This is a genomic window from Candidatus Edwardsbacteria bacterium RifOxyA12_full_54_48, from assembly GCA_001777915.1.
In the GTDB taxonomy this organism is placed as follows: Bacteria; Edwardsbacteria; AC1; order AC1; family EtOH8; genus UBA2226.
In genome coordinates, this window is sequence record MFFN01000001.1 from 72,196 (window position 1) to 92,676 (window position 20,481).

Below are 20,481 nucleotides of genomic sequence, written 5' to 3' on the forward strand. Positions count from 1 at the left end.
AAATGCCACCAGACAAAAGTAAGCGGGCGGGCCAACCGCCCATTTTTATTTACAGGCCATTGCCACACTATATATCCCCCCCCCCCAGCATAAAAAATATACTTGACAAAAATGCCTAATAATGTTACCGTTAACCAATGTGAAAGGCGTATATATGAAACGCATATCTATATTTGCAATTCTTAGTTTGGCATTGGCAATTCTGCCGGCTGCGCCGGCAGGAGGGCAAACCACCCACAACCTGGAGATAATCTGGCAGAAAGCCAAACCCGAGACTTCCGTGTATTGGCAGGGGTGGGGGTTTGCAATGGCCAGCGGCGACTTGAATGGCGATGGATATTCTGATTTTGTTACTGCATTAGACTCATCCCTTAATGAACCTTGGATAAGATATATGGTTAAAATATATATATTTAATGGTGGTTTAACATTAAGCACAATACCTTCGCAAACAATAATATATGATTCTTTGGGTAATTACCCTTCTTTTTGTATAGCCGATTTTAACAAGGATGGTTATGGAGATTTAGCCATTGGCGATAGCCGGGGTGTTGGGGTAAATTCTGAAAAAGGCCAGGTAAATATACATTACGGAACCGGGTTTGATCTTAACCCAAAACCCGATTTGGTAATAGACGGCTACGGCAGCGCCACGGCCACAAATTTCGGCCAAGCCCTTTCCGCCGGGGATATAAATGGTGACGGGGTAGATGATTTAATTATTGGAGCGCCAGATTATGGCGAACTAAACGCACGCGGCAGGGTGTATATTTATTTCGGAGATACTTCGGGGGTGGATGATTGGCCGGATATAATATTGAACGGACATACCGAAGCCGGGTATTACGAAAACTTCGGAAATAGTATGGATGGGACAATGGATTACAATAAAGACGGTTATAACGATTTGATAATTGGCGCTTATCTTAATGCTAAAACTGGTAATGCTGCCGGCAAAATATATTATTATATAAGTAAAGGCGAGCAGATAGACACTATAGCTGATGGTTGGATTTATGGCGAAGCTTCCTATCAAAGGCTTGCTGCATATAATGTGAGCAGTGTGCCAGCAGATACAAACGGTTTTGCGTCTGTGGGCTGGTTTGGCACACCGGATTGGCCTTCTACTACTGGCAGTTTTGACCGGGGCAAATGTTATATGGTGCCGGGGGACACTATGGGCGAGATAACGCCATTATGGGCGATGACGGGTAATGATTTATCAGATAGTGCCCTTGGCTATTGGTCATGTTCTGCCGGTTATGCCGATAATGATAAATTGGGTGATAAGTTGGCCAGCGCACTTTTGGCCTTTGGTGATCCAGGCAAAGTATATCTTTGGCTGCGAAGGGCAACTATGAGACAACAACCCGATGCTTATATAATCGGCAGGGCTAGCACGCCCGGAGGTGATGCTCTGGGCGGAAAGATAGCCACTGCCGCGGATGTTGATGGCGACGTGAAGGGTGAGTTTTTGGTCAGCAACTATTTTGCCGATACTGGCAATATGATCTGGCTGTGCAAATATACCGGGCCGGAGGGGGTGGCGGGACGACCAGCGGACAGCGGACAGCGACCAGCGTTTAGACTGGGGCAGAATTATCCCAATCCGTTTAAAACCCGAACAACTATCAACTATCAACTAACTACTAATAGCTCTGTAAACTTGTCAGTTTACAACATTGCCGGGCAATTGGTCAAAACGCTTATCAACGACAACTCAGTCCCTCTCCGCATCGGGGAGGGTAGGGCGGGGTCAATAACCTGGGACGGTCGGGACAACAGCAACCGTGCGGTTTCCAACGGGGTTTATATCTATAAACTTAACATGGGGGGAAAGAGCATGGCGAAAAAGATGACGCTGATACGTTGATCTATTGGATAACATAACATTTAAAACCCAAAGAAAGGAAACCCAATGAAAAGGCGGATAATGATCATTACTACGGCGTTATTGGCGCTGACAGCAACACTGTGCCTGGCCGAGGAAGACCCCAAAGCATGGCAGGTAAATAAATGGCTACCGGAATATACTGCTTCGTCCGCGATAAAAGACATTCAAATGATTGATGACAAGAATGCATGGGTAGTAGGCAATGAGGGCTTGGTGTTACGGCAGGTAAATAGCGTTTGGGGGAAAATAACCATAACCGGTATTGCCGAATACAATCTTAACGCCATTGAGATGAAAGGCCAATACGGCTGGATTGTGGGGGAGAAAAAGGGCGAGCCGAATAATTACGGTGGAAAAATATTTAGGACTACCGATGGTGGCGTTACATGGATAGAGCCAAGTAGTATGCCCACCCTTCCTTCCGGCACGGCCTTTAAGGATGTTTCCTTTGCCAACAACGGAACAGGCTATATTGCCTGCGGCAATGGAATAATATTGGTGTCAGGAAATAGGGGTGTTGACTGGGGAAAAACAACGAGTACTCCCATTACCGAACCCTCTGATGTTTCCGGCTGGTTTAACAGCATTTACACCGACCCGACGAATTCGGCCTATGTTAGGGTAGCCTGTGATAATTTCGGTTTTGTAAATTATAGTTCAGATGGTGGAAATACATGGTCCAATTCGCCGGTAGTGAAGGAGTTGCCTGATAATTATTATAAATGGTCGGATGATACATATTTTGACTACACACTAACGCTTGCGCCGAATAAAATGGGCCATTACGGTTGGGGCACCTGGTCAGGCTCTTTTAACCACGGCTATATCTTCGACGGCTCCGCTTTCAATCAAATAGTGCCCGATATCTCAAACGGCGCCGATAACGTTCCGTCCAGTATTTGGCTCAGCTCCCTGGGCGGAAATGAATTCGGCAAAAGCATGTTTGTCGGCAGCGACGGGTTTGTTCACAACAGCGGCTACGGGCAAATATCAAACCGGGTGGATTTGTATGCCAGTTCCGGTGGGAGTGGTTATACAACAAAGTATTTGGTTGGCGGTTCAAACGGGATTATATATACACATAGCTATCTTCCGCCTTATCAGGATGGAGATCTGTGCCCAGATATATTCAGTGACGCGAGAAGCGTTATAATCAATTGGTCGCCTATGCAGGAGATTGAGGTAGTTCGCTATGATATATTGCGAACCACGTCGGAGATCGTCAATTACCCAGTAGAGCTGATTGGGTCTGTGCTTTCGAACTCAGCCGCGTCTATTTGGGAAAATAGTTATTCATTTACTGATAACACTGCAATAAATAAAATGCGCTATCATTACTGGGTTAAGGTTATTCATTATGACGGTCTTTATAATTGTATATATGTTGGTTACGGGGAACCTACCAATGGCGATCCGTTGCCTGCGCCGCCGCCCGTTCCATATAATTTAAAAGCTATGGACATGCCTGATGATAACGGTGAAACAATTTTATTATATTGGGAAATGCCGGAAGAGCCTTCAGTTTACTATAAATACAATGTTGGTCGAAGATTGGAGGGAGAAACTACTTACAAAGCTATTGGGTATATAAGCGATCCCTGGAAAAAATATGACAATAGTGTTCAAAGCGGCCGAAAATACGAATACGTTATTCAAGCAGTAGATCAATATAATCAACCATCGGCGTATTCTTCGCCTACTACCGGTGTTGCATTTGATAACTTGGCACCAAGTAAACTTGCTGCGCCTACTGGTGATTATTCAGTTGTCGGCAACACAATGACCCTGAATTGGCTACCTGCAACCGACGAACCCAACCTCGGCGGCTACTGGGTTTGTCCCGAGCCGATGGGCGTTTTCGCCGAAAAGATCAGCGGCATAGACCCCGGCGAATACGAGCCGGATGCCTATCATGTTTCCCATGCCTCGCCCATAGAACGTACCCAGTGGAAATGGCGGGTGCCGGATGAATTGGTGGGCCAGACCCTGATATTCTCGGTTACTGCTATGGATCGTTCCGGCAACATAGCCCCTTGGAGCGAGCAGGTATTTTTAAACACCAAAGTTCTTACCAACTCAAATACAATATTAGCCACCGCATATAACAACGGCAAACATCTGGTTTACGATGATAAGGGTAGATTATTCTTGGTTTACGGTTCCGGGGATTCGGTTCTTTACCAGCAATCATGGGACGACGGTATAACCTGGACCCCGTCCTCTGGTTTTGCCTCAGGCGGCATCAAACCTGTACCTGCTATCGGTTATTATGGTGAAGATACCACCATGCTTTGGAAAGCCGAGACCGAAAATGTCGGCTGGGTTCTGAAATCCGCCAAACGAGCCGGCAACGGTTGGCTGCCGGAAGAAACCATACTGGCGGCTGCCGGCTCCTGGGAGCAGACCCATTACGTCAGCCCGCCATCAATGGCGATAAATAACGCCGGAACTCATCTGGCAATTGAGCGGGTGGATGCCCAATACCAGATCGGCGGCCAGAGCGGAACCTGGTATTGGAAGCTTTTATATGGCTTTAAAGCAACCGGCCAGACAGCTTATGCCTGGACGGTTTTGGACAGCGCTTCCGGCAGTTGGGGCGGGCAGGATCCCAATCTTGCCAGCCCGACCATCTGCTTGGATTCCAAGGGCGGCATTCATGTAGCCTGGGATTACGAGGGAGAGATCTACTGGCGGGGTTATGACCCGTATCTTGGCGCCTGGAAGGAAAAGATCAATCTGACCAACAGCCCGGAAGTATTTTCCGCCGAGCCGTCGCTGGCCTTTTTCGGAGATGTGCATATAGTCTGGCAGGAGGGCAACGATATTCAACATCGCAAAGGCAACTGGGGCTACCCCCGGTTGGAAAATACCATCGATGCAATTATCAAAAGCTTCTACTGGCAAAATGCCGAGAACGTCAGCAACAACCCGGCCACCGCATCGTTAAATCCGGTGTTCGACGGAAACTATGTGGCCTGGAGCGAGCAGAGCGCAGTTGATCCCGATCACTATAACGCTTTTTTTGCCAATTACAGCGATTATGTTTGGACACCGAGCCTGGATTACAGCAAGAATCCCAGCCAGCCGGCGGTATACCCCCAGATAGCCTACCGCCAGAATGTCGACGGCAACAAGATGACCACCATCTGGACCGAGGGAACCGGGCCGCTGTATTCGCTGATCGCCCGGGATGAGGCCGGACAGGTAACGGCGCAGGCCGCGGCCGACGTGGGCGGCGAGGCGGCATCCATATATCTTATCGAGCGGGACGGTTATATTGTTTACGGAGCCAGCGATGCAATCGCTTCCACTGGCATTATAACGGTTGATTACGATAGCACCGCGTTGGAGTATTATCTGCCGACCCTGGATCGCGACCAGAAACAGACCATGAAATTCACCTTCTACCAGGAATACGCCGATAAGGCCGATTATGTCTATCAGGTATGGGTGGATGATGTCTCCTTGGGCTCGGTAAAGGTTCCCAGCGGCCAGTCTGTGGTCTTCGAGAAGGACCTGCCGAATAGCGTTACCCACGACGGCGAGGGGATTGTCAGGATAGTCAATCTGAAAAAGGACAAGATTGTCACCTGCGATAAATGGGAGCTTTATGCCTATGACAAGGCCACCGGCCGGGGCGGCGCCAAAAAATCCGGCGGAGCGCAATTGGCGGAAGAGGGCGGCAAGCCGCTGACCTATGTCTACGCTATGGCCCAGAACGCGCCCAACCCATTCAACGGCCAGACTAAGATCAGCTACCAATTAGCCAAGCCCGGCAATGTCAGCCTGAAGATCTACAATACGCTGGGGCAATTGGTGAATACCCTGGTTGACGGCCAGCAGCAGCCCGGGGTTTATTCTGCAAATTGGAATGGCAAAGATAATTCGGGGAGAACTGCCGCCAATGGGGTCTATATTTACAGGTTGGAATCGGGCGATTTTAAGGCTACCAAGAAGATGGTGGTGATCAAGTAAACAAACATTTTCTCAGTAAGGGGCGGCATTTTTGCCGCCCCTTTTTTGTTAAAAACTTGGTGCAACGGAAACCACTTTTTTCAGCCCTCAATGGGGGCTTTTTTTATTGGTTTTTTGGTCAAGATCAAGTCAGGTAAAAAAATATAAAATATTTTCATTTTTTACTTGACAATGGGGCAAAATGTATATAAAATGGTTCGAAGTGGGACAAAGTGGGGCATAGTGGATAAGAGTGGAATTTAATCCCAGATATCCATATTTTCAATAACTTACGCATAAAGCCCTGTTACCCATCATAAGCCGTTCCAACAAAAACGGCTCGGGAGGTGCCATTATGACCATTTTCGGAGGAACCTATCATCATAATCTCGATGCCAAGGGCCGGCTCAATATCCCGGCCCAGCTTCGAAAGATGATCTCCGCCCAGGCCAACAATCAGCTGTGGATCACCCGCGGCCTCAAGGACGGCTGCCTGTTCGTCTATCCCAATGACAACTGGCTGAGGAAGATGGAGGAGCTGAACGCCCTGCCCCGCACCGAGGAGAACCGCAACGCCATCAGGATCTTCTCGGCCGAGAGTTTTCCGGTGGAGATAGATTCGCAGGGGAGGATCATCGTCCCCGCCCAGTTCCAGAAGCAGGCCAACCTCAGCAAGGAGGTGGTGATCGCGGGGGTGATGGACAAGATCGAACTATGGAACCCCTCGGCCTACGAAAAATTCCTGGGCGACAACAGCGACAACTACCAGGAACTGGTCAAACAGCTTTAAACCATTTCATCACATATAGGGAGATTTGAGATGAGGATTCAGGTTTTACCGGCCGGACAGAACGCTACTAAGCTTGAGGTCAACGGGATGATCAATCTCCAGGGTTTTTTCCAGATCGAGGAAGCTATTTTGAAGGTGATCAAGAGGAACTGCTTCAGGGTGGAGATGGACATGTCGCAGGTAAAACACATGGATTATCGGGGGGTGGAGATCCTTTTAAAGCGGGCCGAACGTCTGCGCAGCTACGGCGGCGACCTGATCCTGAGCGGCCTGTCCCCCTACCTGGTGAACATTCTGCGGATGGCCGGGGCGGCCGAATCCTTCGAGATCCTGGACAACGATGCTGCCGCCCAGGGCGATCTTTTCAAACGGCAGGAGAATCCGGACCTGGAGAATCCCCCGTTGTCGGCCGTGGCTTGAATTGCAAAAGCCGATCATGTCCCAGCCATTTTTACACCTACCGGTTCTTTTAAACCAGAGCATAGATCATCTTGATGTCCGGCCCGGGAGAAACTATTTGGACGGGACCCTGGGTGGAGGCGGACACAGCAAAAGAATATTGGAGAAAAGTTCGCCGGATGGAAAACTCATCGGGCTGGACCGCGACCCCGCGGCCCTGACGGCGGCCAGGGAAAATCTGATAATCTACGGCGACCGGGTTTTGTTCTTTGAGGGAAATTTTTCGGAGCTGGCGGAGATCATGGCCGGCATCTCCTTTGACATCCACGGGGTGCTGCTGGACCTGGGCGTCTCCTCTCCCCAGATCGACCGGCAGGAGCGGGGTTTCTCCTTCCAGGGCGACGGTCCGCTGGACATGCGGATGGGAAAATCGCCGCTGACGGCCGAGGAGGTCATAAATGAATACCAGCCGGCGGAACTAAAAAGGATCTTTTGGGAATACGGCCAGGAAAGGTTTTCCGGCAAGATAGCCCGGGCCATCGTAAAATCCAGAGAGATATCCAGAATAACAACCACCGGACAACTGACGGGAATCATCAAGAGCACCCGGCCGGAAATGCCGACCAAAACGCTTTCCCGCATATTTCAGGCCATAAGGATAGAGGTCAACGACGAGCTGGGTTCATTGAAAAAAGGCCTGCAGGCGGCGATCGACATCATGGTTCCCGGGGGAAGACTGGTGGTGCTGACCTACCATTCGCTGGAGGACGGGATGGTCAAGGATCTTTTCCGCCAGGCGGCCGATCCCTGCACCTGCCCCAAAGGATTGCCTTTCTGCGCCTGCGGCAAGAAGCCAATGATAAAAATACTTAACCGAAAGCCGGTACTGCCGGATGACGACGAGATCGTCCAGAATCCCAGGGCCCGAAGCGCCCATCTTAGAACAGCGGAAAAATTATGAGCAAATACTTACATAGAGGCGAATACCAGCCGGGCCGGAACAAGACCGGCTGGCTGATCGCGGCCATCTCCCTGGCCTTCTTTGCCGTGTTGTTCTGCTATGTCTGGCAGAAGATATATCTGGCCCGGCAGGTGGCGGCCATAGAATACTATCAGGAGGCCAACCGCAGAATCTCCGACCGGGTGAAGATGCTGACGGTGGAAAAACAGCAGTTATCATTCCGGGGCAGGATAGAGCAGGTGGCGATGGGCGGTCTGGGGCTGGCCTATCCCGAGAAGGAACAGATCGTGGCCATCATCCAGCCGCCCAGGGGACGGGACGAAGCCGGTTGGTCCTCCAACCTGGCCGGGATCTTCAATCCGGCATCAACCGCGTGGGGGCAGCAATGAGCCGGGGCCGGCTTACCATATTGGCGTTAGCCGGCCTGGTGATATGGTCCGTTATGTTTGGCCGTTTGGTCTGGCTGCAGGCAGTCAGGGGCGGCCATTATAAATATCTGGCCCAAAAACAGCACCAGCAGAGGATAGGGATCCTGCCGGAACGGGGGAGGATATATGATCGCTGCGGCCGGCCATTGGCACTGTCCTTTGATGGCCGGCGCTCCTATCCCTACGGTTCGATGGGGGCCCAGCTGCTGGGGTTCATCGGAGACGACGGCCGGGGCCTGGAGGGAATGGAGCTGCTGTACGACGATCTGCTGAGGGGGCAGAGCGGCTGGGCCATCAGGCAGCGAGACGCCACCGGCCGGACCCACGCCACCTTGGAATATGCCTCGTCCCCGGCCAAAGCCGGCCACAGCGTTTTTCTGACCATCGATGCCGAATATCAGGCCATAGCCGACCAGGAGCTGGACCGGGGGGCCAAATCAGCCCGGGCCGCCTCTGGCGCAGTGGTGATCTCCGACCCCGGCACCGGCGAGATACTGGCCATTGCCAGTTACCCCCCGTTCGACCCCAACCGCTTCAACAGCTATGGCCGGGAAACATATATCAACCGGGCGGTGCTGGAGCAGTTCGAGCCCGGCTCCACTTTCAAGATCATCACCATGGCGGCCGCAGTCGAGGAAGGGGTGACCGGACCGGAGGATATCATCGACGGTGAAAAGGGCCTCTTCAGCATCGGCGGATACAAGATCGGCGAGGCCGAGAAGCACAAATACGGCCCGATAACCGCCTCGGAGGCCATCGCCCATTCCAGCAATATCTGCCTGGTCAAGGTCGGCCAGGAATTGGGCAACGAGAAGCTCTACCAGTACGCCCGTTCCTTCGGCTTCGGATGCAAGACCGGAATTGAGTTCCCCGGAGAGACCGAGGGGGTGATGGAGAGGCCGGATAAATGGTCGGTGATCCAGGGCGCCAACATCAGCTTCGGCCAGGGGCTGTCGGTCAATGCCATTCAGCTGACGGCAGCCTATGCCGCCATCGCCAACGGGGGATTCCTGGTGAAACCGCGGCTGCTTAAGGGGTACGGGGAAAGCAGTGAGGCGGTGCCGGGATCCCAGCCGGCCGATACCCTCCGCCGGGTGATATCCCGGGAGACCTCCAGAAAACTGGTGGCCATGCTGGAACAGTGCGTGGATAATGGCACCGGGCAGCCGGCGGCCATCAACGGCTGGAAGATCGCCGGCAAGACCGGCACCGCCCAGAAGAAGGCCCAGGGTCGCAAGGGTTATGACCGGGACAAATATATCGCCTCTTTCATCGGCTTTATTCCGGCGGAGTCACCCCGGCTGGTGGTGACGGTGATAATCAACGAGCCGCACGGCAGGGTATATGGCGGCCAGGTGGCGGCGCCCGTCTGCCGCAGCATAATGAAGCGGATCATCAGCCTGCCCGGAGGTTTCGCCCAGGACCTGATGGCCAACAATGCGGGGATAAATACGAAATTGTGATGAAGACAGCCGAGCTAATAAAATCCTGCCCCGATCAGATCATCTCCCGGTCAACCCTGCCGGAGGATATGGAGATCAGCGGGATGCATTATGATTCCCGGAAGATAGCCAAGGGAAATCTGTTCTTCGCCATCTCCGGCTATCAATCCGACGGCAACCAGTTCGTGGGGCAGGCCCTGGCCAACGGGGCCGGCCTGGTCGTCAGCGAGAACAATAAAATAGCGGACGATATTCCCTGGATCAAAGTGGCCAATTGCCGCCGGGCCATGGCCCTGATGTCGGCCGCTTATCTGGGCCGGCCGGCGGACCGGCTGGACATGATCGCGGTGACCGGCACCGCCGGGAAGACCACCACCACCTATCTGTTGCGCTCCATCATGAAAGAGGCCGGCCGGAAGACCGGCCTTCTGGGCACCATCAACTACTGGATACTGGACCAAAAATTCTCGGCCCCCAACACCACCCCGGAATCGCTGGACCTCCAGGATCTGCTGTCCCGGATGGTCAGCGCCGGGGCCGATACCGCCATCATGGAGGCCTCGTCGCACGGCATCGAACTGGACCGGGTGGCCGGCATAAATTTCTCCACCGCGGTGTTCACCAATTTCTCCCAGGACCACCTGGATTTTCACCGGGACATGGAAAGCTACCTGAGATCCAAACTAAAGCTTTTCCAGAACCTGTGGGAAGGGGCCACGGCGGTGATCAACCGGGACGATCCGGCGGCCGGCCGGGTGCGGGAAGCGGTCAGAACCAAAACCCTGACCTTCGGAATAGACAGCCAGTCTGATGTCATGGCTGATAAAATTACCAACACTCCCCAGGGCTCAAAGTTTAGATTAAAAGCCGGCGATCGGTCGGTAGAAGTAAACCTGGCTATAGCCGGCCGGCATAATATCTACAACGCCCTGGCGGCTTCGGCCGCCGCCCTGAGCCGGGGCCTAGCCCTGGGGGACATCCAAGCCGGACTGGAAAAGGTCGATAGCGTGGCCGGGAGATTCGAGCCGGTGAACCTGGGCCAGGATTTTTCAGTGATAGTGGATTATGCCCATACTCCCCAGGAATTGGAACACCTCCTGAATGCAGCCCGGGAGCTTAATCCCCGAAGGATCATAACCGTTTTCGGCTGCGGAGGCGACCGCGATCGCAGCAAGCGCCTCCTGATGGGCAGGGCGGTGGCCAGGAATTCCGACATCGTGGTGCTTACCTCGGACAACCCGCGAACCGAGGACCCGGGCCAGATCATCAACGATATCCTGCCCGGCCTGTCCGGCCGGGAATATATCCTGTTCCCCGACCGCAAGGAGGCCATATGCAAATCCATCGAACTGGCCCGAAAAGGCGACATGGTGATCATCGCCGGCAAGGGCCACGAGGATTACCAGATACTGGGCACCGCCAAGATCCATTTTGACGACCGGGAGATAGCCGGGGAAGCCCTGAAACAAAGGCTGGGTGTCTAATGGAGGGCATGCACCTGTCGGAGATAGCCCGAGCGGTGGGCGGGAACCTTTCCGGCCCGGATGGCCTGGCCCAGGGGGTCAGCATCGACTCCCGCACCATTAAACCGGGGGAGCTGTTCGTAGCCATAAAAGGACCCAATTTCGACGGACAGGGATTTGCCGCCCAGGCGGTCAGAAGCGGGGCCTCCGGGGTCATGGCCTCCGGGAACATAGACTGGAAAGGCGAAAAAGAGTCCGGGCTGATAAAGGTGTCCGACACCCTTCGGGCGCTGAAGGAGTTGGCGTATTTTTATCGGAAAAAATATCATCCCAAAATGATAGGCATCACCGGCACCAATGGCAAGACCTCGGTCAAGGAGATGACGGCGGCCATACTTTCCGCCAGATACCAGGTCCTCAAGAATCAGGGGAACCTGAACAACCAGTATGGCATCCCGCTGTCGCTGTTCAAGCTCACCGGAGAACACCAGATCGGGGTGATGGAGCTGGGGATGAGCGCCCTGGGCGAGATAGCCGACCTGTGCCGCCTGGTGGAGCCGGAGGTCGGGATAATAACCAACGTGGGCGAGGGCCATACCCTGTACCTGAAAGACCTGCCAACGGTGGGCCGGGCCAAGGGCGAATTATTGGAGGCCCTTCCCAAAGGAGGGCTGGCGGTGGTCAACGGCGATGATGCCAACCTGATGTCCCAGACCGCCAGAACCCGGGCCAAAATAATAAAATTCGGGCTGGGAGATGATTGCCATTACAGGGCCGAACAGATAACCTGCCGCCCGGAGGGGACCTGCTTCATAGTGAACGGACAACAGGTCATCATCAGGCAGCCGGGACTGCACAATGTTTATAATTGCCTGGCGGCCCTGGCTGCCGGGGAGGCCCTGGGGGTGGATGTCAAAAGCGCCGCCGAAAGGCTGGCCGGGCAGGAACCAACCCCCATGCGATTGGAGATAATACCGGCCGGCAGATTCACCATTATCAACGATGCCTATAATGCCAATCCGCCTTCGATGAGGGCGGCTCTCAAGGTGCTGGGTTCAATGGATGCCTCCCGCCGGAAGGTGGCCATCCTGGGTGAGATGCTGGAGTTGGGTGAGATCGAAAAACCCAGGCACCACGATATCGGGGTTTTGGCGGCAGAGAATTCCGACCTGGTGGTGGCGGTGGGGCCGCTGGGGGAACACATTCATCTGGGGGCCTCCGGCCTGAAGAATAACAGCCGCCATTATCAGGATAACGCCGCTTTGATAGCCGAGCTGGGAACCATCTTGAAAAAGGGCGATGTGATCCTGGTAAAGGCCTCCCGTAGCCGTCATTTCGAGGAGATCGTCAACGCCATAAAAGGATTATCGTAGATGCTGTATCTGCTGTTATACCCATTGGCCGATAAGATCCACTTCTTCAATTTGTTCCGCTACATCACTTTTCGCTCGGCCTATGCCTTGGTGACGGCACTGCTGATATCCTTTCTGATCGGACCCTACATGATCCGATGGCTAAAAAAACTCGGCATCGGCGACACCGGCCGGGAGGATGCCCCGGACCATCATAGAAAAAAGGCCGGCACCCCCACCATGGGCGGGCTGATAATCCTGGCGGCCATAATGATCCCGGTGCTGCTGTGGGCCGACCTGAGCAACCGTTATATCCAGATAGCCTCGCTGGCCACCCTGTGCCTGGGGGCCATCGGTTTCAGCGACGATTATCTGAAGGTTATCAAGAAACAGCCCAAGGGCCTGGTGGGCAGGAAAAAGCTGGCGGGACAGATCATCCTGTCGCTGGTGATAGGGGCCATCCTGGTCATCTATCCTCTGAACCCGGAGTTCGCCACCAAGACCAATTTTCTGTTCTTTAAAAACATCTTCGTCGATCTGGCCTGGTGGTTGTTCATTCCCTTTGTGGTGGTGGTCATCGTGGGGACCTCCAATGCCGTCAACCTGACCGACGGGCTGGACGGCCTGGCCATCGGAGTGGTGCTGTTCGCCGCTGCGGCCTATGCCGTGATGTGTTATTTTGCCGGGAATTACAAGCTGGCCAGTTACCTCAACATCATCTTCATGAAGGGATCGGGAGAGCTGACCGTATTCTGCGCCTCCATGGTCGGGGCGGCGCTGGGCTTTTTGTGGTACAATGCCCACCCGGCCGAGATCATGATGGGCGATACCGGCTCACTGGCCCTGGGCGGGGCCATAGGTACCACCGCCGTGCTGATAAAACAGGAGATACTGCTGTTGATCGTGGGCGGGGTATTCGTGATGGAGGCCCTGTCGGTGATCCTGCAGGTAGCTTCCTTTAAGCTGACCGGCAAGCGGATCTTCAAAATGGCCCCCATTCATCATCATTTTACCCTGCAGGGCTGGAGCGAGGAAAAGATAGTCACCCGATTCTGGATAATAGCCCTGATCTGCGCCCTGGTGGCCCTGAGCACCCTGAAGATAAGATAGAATGAAGCTCGATCTGGCAAATAAAAAAGTTTCGGTGGTCGGCCTGGCCCGCAGCGGGATGGCGGCGGTAGGGCTTTTGAAAAAATCCGGGGCGGATGTCTTTGCCTCCGATTTCAAAAGCATTGCCCCCGAAGAGCTGAAAGAGCTGGACGGTATGGGCGTGGCCCATGAAACAGGAGGGCACACCGAAAAACTGCTCGACAGTCAGATGATAGTGATCAGCCCCGGGGTCCGGGCCGATATTCCAATTTTACAGAGGGCCGCCAGGATGGGCATCGAAGTGATAGGTGAAATCGAGCTGGCTTATCGGGCCATCGAATCCCGGATCATCGCAGTCACCGGCACCAATGGCAAATCCACCACCGTCTCCATGATCGGCAGTATCCTGAAAAATGCTGGAAAGGATGTGCATATCGGCGGAAACCTGGCCCCGGGAAGGCCCCTGTGCCAGCTGGCCGGCGAAACCAGGCCCGACAGCATCATAGTAGCAGAGGTCAGTACTTTTCAGATAGAGACCATAAAGACCTTCAAGCCTTACATCGGGGTGGTGACCAATATCTCCCCGGACCACCTGGACCGGCACCCCGATTTCGAAAGCTATGCCCGGCTCAAAGGGGAGCTGTTGAAAAACCAGGATGAAACCGATCATTCTGTTCTAAATCTGGATGATCTCAATGTTCAGAAATATTGCAGCGGGTACCGGGGAAGCAGGCTGGGCTTTAGCCTGATAGACCCCGTGGAGAAAGGCTCCTGGTGGGACGGCCGAAGCCTCTATTTGGCACAGGATAAAAAAAGCCGCAAAATTTTGGATACAGCGGAACTTAAAATCCCGGGAAAACATAACATCTCCAATGCCCTGGCGGCGATAGCCGCGGCCTCGGTCCTGGACGTTCCTTCGTCCAGCCTGGCGTCAGGGTTGGCCTCCTTCCGGGGAGTGCCGCATCGCCTGGAGGAAGTGGCTACGGTAAAAGGTATTCGTTATATAAACAACTCCATGTGCACCAATAATGATGCCGGGATAAGCTCTTTGCGGGCCTTTGATGTTCCCTTGGTGGTGATAGCCGGCGGCAAGGAGAAAGGGACCGACCTTTCCGGGTTTGTGGCCGAGATCTCTCAGCGGGCCCGGGCGGCGGTGCTGATAGGCGAGGCCCGGGAGAGGCTGAAAGCCGAGCTGGATTCTTTGGGCTTTAGCCGGGTTGTTTTGGCCGGCAACATGTCCGATGCCGTCAAGCTGGCATCCCAACAGGCTAACGCCGGCGATGCGGTGATACTGGCGCCGGGCTGCGCCAGCTTCGATATGTTCCGGGATTTTGAGGACCGGGGGGAGCAGTTCAAACAGGCGGTTCATAATTTAGGGGGCGGATGAACAGCAGGGGCGGAGAAATAGATCACTACCTATTGGTGGCGGTGCTGGTGCTGACCGGGTTCGGGCTGATCATGAGCTTCAGCGCCGGGGGCTTCATGTCCGGCAGTTCGGCCAAATTCTCCAATGACAGCCTGTTCTTTTTCAAGCGGGAGCTGATAAGGGTGGCTTTGGCTCTGGTGTTTTTCCTGGTGGCTCTCAATATCAATTACCGGAAATTAAGAAGCCTGATAGTGCCATTCTTCGGGGCGATGCTGGGGGTGATGCTTCTGACCCTGGTTCTGGCCCAGGCGGTCAGGGGATCCCGCAGCTGGATAATGGGGATACAGCCGGTGGAGATTGCCAGGATCGCCCTGGTGTTGTTTCTGGCTGATTTCATAGACAAAAAGGGCGATGATTTTAAAAAAATAAAGATCGGATATCTCCCGGGAGTGGCGGCGGTGGTAATGCTGGCGGTCGTCATCGCCCTGCAACCCGATTTCGGGAGCGCCATGGCGCTGTCGCTCCTGGGCTATACCATGCTGTTCCTGGGGGGGGCCAACCTGCTGGCCTGGGTGGGCGGGCTGGGCCTGGCCTCGGTGGGATTTGTGGCCGCGGCCCTGACCAAACAGCATGTGCTGGGCCGGCTGACCGGATTCTGGTGGGGGCTGACCAGGCCCGAGGAATTATCGACTTTGATCCAGTCCTCCTCGGGGCATGTCAAAAACACCTTGGTGCAGACCCATCAGTCCCTCCTGGGGATCGGTTCCGGCGGGTTTTTTGGGGTGGGGCTGGGGCAGAGCCGGCAGAAGTTCCTGTTCGTCAGCGAGGCCCATACCGATTTCATCTTCTCCATCATCGGGGAGGAGGGCGGGCTTCTGTTTGCCGGGATAATCCTGCTGGTCTTTCTGGTCATCCTGTGGCGGGGGATCAAGCTCTCTCTGCAGTTAAGCGACCGGTTCGAGTCCCTGACGGTGCTGGGGTTAAGCTGCGGAATATTCATCTATGCTGTCATCAACATCAGCGTGGCGCTGGGGATCTTTCCCATCACCGGCCTGCCCCTGCCTTTTTTAAGCTACGGGGGATCGGCCCTGCTGGCCAATGCGGTGTCGGTGGGCCTGATATTGAACATCTCAAAGCACCGGGGGGAAAAATCCGGACAAACTTTTATCAGGAAGAACAATGGAGTTAGTGATAGCCGGTGGAGGGACGGGAGGTCATCTCTATCCTGGTCTGGCCGTAGCCGCCGCCGTTAGAAAGGTCGATCCCGAGGCCAAGGTCACATTCTACGGCACCAGGCGGGGGATAGAGTCGCGGGTGGTGCCGGGAACCGGCTATCAGATCAAATATATTTCAGCCAAAGGTTTTTTAAGAAAAAGCAAAACAGAGAAAATATTCTCCCCTCTCTGGATGGCAGCTGGCGTCCTTCAATCGCTCTTTTATATGACCAGGAACCGCCCGGATGTGGTTCTGGGCACAGGAGGATATGTCTCGGCTCCTCCGGTGATGGCAGCCTGGATATTAAGAATACCAATTTCCCTGCTGGCTTTGGATGTGTTGCCCAGCCAGGCGGTAAGGTTTCTGGCCCGGTTCGCCGAAGAGATATACGGCGGATTCCCGGACTGCTCAAGTCACCTTGATAAAAGTTCCCGGGTGATATTCACCGGAAACCCCATCCGACCGGAGATCGGCAACATCCCTCGGGAAAAGGGGATCGAGCGATTCGACTTGGACGGGAATAAAAAGACCATCCTGATCTTCGGTGGAAGCCAGGGAGCCCACAGCATCAATGTTTCGATGCTGGAAGCATTGAAGAGGCTCGATCAAAACGGAAAGCTGAAAGACCTCCAAGTGATATTCCAGACCGGGGAAAATGACCAGGGGCAGGTCTCAGAGAAGGTCAGACAATATCCGGCAGGGATAAAGGTCCTGGCTTATATCGACCAAATGCCCTACGCCCTGGCGACCGCCGACCTGGTGATCAGCCGCTCCGGGGCCGGGGTCTCGGAGACGCTGGCCTGCGGTCTGCCCTCGATACTGGTGCCTCTTCCCTACGCCGCCAGCAATCACCAGGAATACAATGCCCGAAGCCTGGAACAGGCCGGGGCGGCGATGATGATACTGGACAAGGATGTGAACGGGAAAATACTGGCGGACAGCATCACCGGGATCTTGTTCAACCGGGAAAGATATAACATGATGACCATCGCTTCCAGGTCCCTGGCCCGGCCGGGGGCGGCTGACAAAATCGCAGATAATATAATAAGAATGGCGGGAAAGTAATGTTCGGAAAGATCAAAAAGATCCATTTCGTGGGCATCGGAGGGATCGGCATGAGCGGGATCGCCGAGGTGCTTCTCAACCTGGGTTACACAATCTCGGGCTCCGACCTTAAATTTTCCGAGGTGACCGAGCATCTGCAAAAGCTGGGAGCGGTGATCATCGAGGGACACCGGGCCGAGAATGTGGGCCGGGCCGAAGTGGTGGTCACCTCATCGGCGGTTCACGATGATAACCCCGAGGTCCGGGCCGCCCGGGAGAAAAAGATCCCGGTGATCCGCCGGGCCGAGATGCTGGCCGAGCTGATGCGCCTCAAGATCGGCATCGGAATAGCCGGGACCCACGGCAAGACCTCCACCACCTCCATGATCGGCCAGGTGCTGACCCAGGCCGGCCTGGACCCCACCCTGGTGATCGGCGGGAAGGTACGCTACCTGGGCAGTAACGCCAAGCTGGGCACCGGAGAATATCTGGTGGCCGAGGCCGACGAATTCGACAGATCATTTTTAAAGCTGGCCCCGGTGATAGCGGTCATCACCACCATTGAGGCCGAGCACCTGGACTGCTACAAGGACCTGGACGAGATCAAGAGCGCCTTTGTGGAATTTGCCAACAAGGTGCCGTTCTACGGCGCCATCATCGCCTGCCTGGACGAGCGGGGGGTGCAGGCCATCATGCCGCGGCTGGAGAAAAGGTGCATCACCTACGGCCTGTCATCGCAGGCCGACCTGCAGGCCAGGGACTTGCAGTTCGACGGGATGAAAACCAGCTTCGAGGTGCATAACGGCCGAGGGCTCATGGGCACCATCAAACTGAATCTGCCCGGAGTGCACAATGTCAAGAACTCTCTGGCGGCCATCGGGGTGGGACTGGACATGGAGATACCATTCAAGGTCATCGCCCAGGCCCTGTCGGAATTCAACGGTGTCTACCGCCGGTTCGAGATCAAGGGCGAAAGGAACGGGGTGTTGGTTATCGATGATTACGGCCATCATCCCACCGAGATCGAGGCCACCCTCAAGGCGGCCAAGGACGGCTTTTCCCGCCGGGTGGTGGCGGTCTTCCAGCCGCACCTGTTCAGCCGGACCAGGGACTTCCATACCGAGTTCGGCGGGGCCTTCTTCCAGGCCGACGTGCTCCTGGTCACCGACGTTTATCCGGCCCGGGAGGAACCGATCCCGGGGGTAAGCGGCGAACTGATCGCCAAAGCCGCCAGGGAGAAGGGTCACCGCAATGTTCACTATGTGGCCGATAAAAAAGATATCCCGGGCCAGCTGGAGAAATTGGTAAGACCCGACGACATCGTGATCACCCTGGGGGCCGGGGATATATATAAATACGGGGAAGAATTCCTTAATAAATGAAGATCTCATCGGATATATTAAAACAGCTGGCCGCCAGGACCAAAGGGCAGTGCCGTTTCAGAGAGCCGATGTCCCGCCACACCTCTTTCAGGATAGGCGGCCCGGCTGATCTTCTGGTGGTCCCGGCCGATGAGGCCGACCTGCAGAATCTGCTGGCCGGGATATATAGGTCAGGGGTGCCATGCCTGGTCCTGGGAAACGGCACCAATCTGCTGGTGCTGGACGGCGGCATCCGGGGGGTGGTGATAAAGATGACCGCCGGTTTCCGGCAGGCGGAAAGAAAGGAAAACACCCTTAAGGTCGGCGCCGGATACGCCCTTCCCCGGCTGGTGGAAGGATCGGCCGAAATGAGCCTGGCCGGGCTGGAGTGGGGAGTGGGCATCCCCGGTTCGGTGGGCGGGGCGCTGGTGATGAATGCCGGGGCCTACGGCGGCCAGATGTCGGATATAGTCAAAAAGGTCTGGGGATACACCCGATCCGGCGACCGATTGACCCTGCGGGCCGGCCAGATAAATTTCGGCTACCGCCATTCCGAATACCCAGAGGGCTACGTGATCACCGGGACCGAGCTGGAAATGCTGGAGGGGCGAAAAAACAGGATAAAATCCGCCATGGAACAGTGGATGAAGAAAAGACAGCGGAACCAGCCATTGAGTTTGCCCTCGGCCGGCTGCATCTTCAAAAACCCAGTGAATGATTCAGCCCGCCGGCTGATTGGAGTGGCCGGCCTAAGGGGGAAAAAGATCGGCGGGGCCAAGGTCTCCAGCAAGCATGCCAACTTTATCGTTAACCATGGCGGGGCCAGAGCGGCCGATGTATTGAAGCTGATCGAGATAATAAAGGAAAGAACCTATAAAACTATCGGCATAGAACTGACTCCCGAAGTAAAGACCGTCGGGGAACCATGACCGCATATTTCGACCGGAAGAGCGCCGGGCGGCTGCGTAAAAAACACCGGCAAAAAGGGAAGCTGAAGGCCATATTGGGTTTGATCATTTTATCGGCAACGCTGGCGGCCGGAATCTATGGTTATAGGCAGGGGCTTGAAAAAGGGATCTTTAACATCAAACAGGTCAATATCAGCGGGAACCGGATGGCCGATACCGCCGGGATCAGGGAAATAGCCGGAGAGCTGAGAGGCCGGGTCCTCTGGAGAGCAGAATACCGGAAGACCGCGGCCCGGATCTGCCAAAAATATCCGGCGGTAAAAAGGTCCAAATTCACGGTGTGGCCCTGGGGGATAGCGGACCTTCACATCACCGAGCGGAAGCCCCTGGCCGAACTGCAGCACGATGGCCAGCTGATGGTGGACAGCGAAGGCACGGTCTTCAGAACGTCCCAGGTCTTCGCCGACAGCTGCAAAGCAAAGCTTCCCCGACTGAGGACCAATGGTGCCAGCGCCGATGGCGTCTGGCGGGCCCTGAGGCTGATGGAGTCGGCCCCCTGGGTGGAGAACCAGTGGCTGTTCGACCCGACCGATGAGAACGATATAAAACTGTGGCTACCGGGCGGGGTAGCGGTGCACTTCGGCAACGGCCACTTCAAAAAGGAATGGCAGAAGCTGGGAGAGGTGCTGGAAAACCTGAAGAAGGAAAATCTCACCGCCACCGAGATAGACCTGCGTTTCAACGGACAGGCCATCATCAAAGGACAGGCGCTGGTCCAGGGAACGGGGGACAAAGCCGGAAGCAATTAAGTATTT

The 20,481-nt window shown here is 54.8% G+C and carries 19 protein-coding genes; 15 read left to right on the forward strand and 4 right to left on the reverse strand.

Annotated features, from left to right (window positions below; all coding sequences use genetic code 11):
* Positions 1 to 154 precede the first annotated feature (154 nt).
* The 11 genes from A2273_10270 (at position 155) to A2273_10320 (ending at position 15,159) form a co-directional block, all read left to right on the forward strand.
* Positions 155 to 1,873 carry a hypothetical protein gene (locus A2273_10270; protein ID OGF09004.1) on the forward strand — a complete coding sequence of 573 codons (1,719 nt, stop codon included), beginning with the start codon at positions 155 to 157 and terminating at the stop codon, positions 1,871 to 1,873.
* Positions 1,874 to 3,742: 1,869 nt separating this feature from the next.
* A complete protein-coding gene (locus tag A2273_10275) occupies positions 3,743 to 5,869 on the forward strand; it encodes a hypothetical protein (GenBank protein OGF09005.1) in 2,127 nt (708 codons plus the stop codon).
* A 340-nt stretch (positions 5,870 to 6,209) separates the two neighbouring features.
* Positions 6,210 to 6,638 (forward strand): division/cell wall cluster transcriptional repressor MraZ, encoded by a 429-nt coding sequence (locus A2273_10280; GenBank protein ID OGF09145.1) that lies wholly within the window; start codon positions 6,210 to 6,212, stop codon positions 6,636 to 6,638.
* A gap of 30 nt (positions 6,639 to 6,668) precedes the next feature.
* A complete protein-coding gene (locus A2273_10285) occupies positions 6,669 to 7,058 on the forward strand; it encodes a hypothetical protein (GenBank protein OGF09006.1) in 390 nt (129 codons plus the stop codon).
* A 16-nt stretch (positions 7,059 to 7,074) separates the two neighbouring features.
* Positions 7,075 to 7,998 carry a 16S rRNA (cytosine(1402)-N(4))-methyltransferase gene (locus tag A2273_10290; GenBank protein OGF09146.1) on the forward strand — a complete coding sequence of 308 codons (924 nt, stop codon included), beginning with the start codon at positions 7,075 to 7,077 and terminating at the stop codon, positions 7,996 to 7,998.
* Positions 7,995 to 8,387 (forward strand): hypothetical protein, encoded by a 393-nt coding sequence (locus A2273_10295; GenBank protein OGF09007.1) that lies wholly within the window; start codon positions 7,995 to 7,997, stop codon positions 8,385 to 8,387. The genes A2273_10290 and A2273_10295 overlap by 4 nt, the downstream gene beginning before the upstream one ends.
* Complete coding sequence (locus A2273_10300) at positions 8,384 to 9,889, forward strand: hypothetical protein (protein OGF09008.1); 1,506 nt, start codon at positions 8,384 to 8,386, stop codon at positions 9,887 to 9,889. Before A2273_10295 ends, A2273_10300 begins: the two co-directional genes overlap by 4 nt.
* Positions 9,889 to 11,352 carry a UDP-N-acetylmuramoyl-L-alanyl-D-glutamate--2,6-diaminopimelate ligase gene (locus tag A2273_10305; GenBank protein OGF09009.1) on the forward strand — a complete coding sequence of 488 codons (1,464 nt, stop codon included), beginning with the start codon at positions 9,889 to 9,891 and terminating at the stop codon, positions 11,350 to 11,352. Before A2273_10300 ends, A2273_10305 begins: the two co-directional genes overlap by 1 nt.
* Positions 11,352 to 12,704: a hypothetical protein gene (locus tag A2273_10310; GenBank protein ID OGF09010.1), complete on the forward strand. Its 1,353-nt coding sequence runs from the start codon at positions 11,352 to 11,354 to the stop codon at positions 12,702 to 12,704. Before A2273_10305 ends, A2273_10310 begins: the two co-directional genes overlap by 1 nt.
* Positions 12,705 to 13,793, forward strand: coding sequence for a phospho-N-acetylmuramoyl-pentapeptide-transferase (locus A2273_10315; protein ID OGF09011.1), 1,089 nt, complete (start codon positions 12,705 to 12,707; stop codon positions 13,791 to 13,793).
* Between the two features lies 1 nt (position 13,794).
* Complete coding sequence (locus A2273_10320; protein OGF09012.1) at positions 13,795 to 15,159, forward strand: UDP-N-acetylmuramoylalanine--D-glutamate ligase; 1,365 nt, start codon at positions 13,795 to 13,797, stop codon at positions 15,157 to 15,159.
* Positions 15,160 to 15,184: 25 nt separating this feature from the next.
* On the opposite strand, the gene A2273_10325 is transcribed toward A2273_10320, so the two are convergent.
* From A2273_10325 to A2273_10340, 4 genes are read right to left on the reverse strand one after another with little or no spacing between them, the layout of a single operon-like run.
* A complete protein-coding gene (locus A2273_10325; GenBank protein OGF09013.1) occupies positions 15,185 to 15,364 on the reverse strand; it encodes a hypothetical protein in 180 nt (59 codons plus the stop codon).
* Positions 15,365 to 15,619, reverse strand: a complete 255-nt coding sequence (locus A2273_10330) for a hypothetical protein (protein OGF09014.1) — start codon at positions 15,617 to 15,619, stop codon at positions 15,365 to 15,367.
* A 48-nt stretch (positions 15,620 to 15,667) separates the two neighbouring features.
* A complete protein-coding gene (locus A2273_10335; GenBank protein OGF09015.1) occupies positions 15,668 to 15,859 on the reverse strand; it encodes a hypothetical protein in 192 nt (63 codons plus the stop codon).
* Positions 15,860 to 15,880: 21 nt separating this feature from the next.
* On the reverse strand, positions 15,881 to 16,138 hold the full coding sequence (locus A2273_10340; protein OGF09016.1) for a hypothetical protein: 258 nt from the start codon (positions 16,136 to 16,138) through the stop codon (positions 15,881 to 15,883).
* Between the two features lie 179 nt (positions 16,139 to 16,317).
* Here A2273_10340 and A2273_10345 point away from each other — a divergent pair, with 179 nt between their 5' ends.
* Genes A2273_10345 through A2273_10360 form a run of 4 tightly spaced genes read left to right on the forward strand, consistent with a single transcriptional unit; the run spans position 16,318 to position 20,475 of the window.
* Complete coding sequence (locus A2273_10345) at positions 16,318 to 17,418, forward strand: undecaprenyldiphospho-muramoylpentapeptide beta-N-acetylglucosaminyltransferase (GenBank protein OGF09017.1); 1,101 nt, start codon at positions 16,318 to 16,320, stop codon at positions 17,416 to 17,418.
* Positions 17,418 to 18,779, forward strand: coding sequence for a UDP-N-acetylmuramate--L-alanine ligase (locus A2273_10350; GenBank protein OGF09018.1), 1,362 nt, complete (start codon positions 17,418 to 17,420; stop codon positions 18,777 to 18,779). Before A2273_10345 ends, A2273_10350 begins: the two co-directional genes overlap by 1 nt.
* A complete protein-coding gene (locus tag A2273_10355) occupies positions 18,776 to 19,687 on the forward strand; it encodes a UDP-N-acetylenolpyruvoylglucosamine reductase (GenBank protein ID OGF09019.1) in 912 nt (303 codons plus the stop codon). Before A2273_10350 ends, A2273_10355 begins: the two co-directional genes overlap by 4 nt.
* On the forward strand, positions 19,684 to 20,475 hold the full coding sequence (locus tag A2273_10360; GenBank protein ID OGF09020.1) for a hypothetical protein: 792 nt from the start codon (positions 19,684 to 19,686) through the stop codon (positions 20,473 to 20,475). Before A2273_10355 ends, A2273_10360 begins: the two co-directional genes overlap by 4 nt.
* Positions 20,476 to 20,481 lie beyond the last annotated feature (6 nt).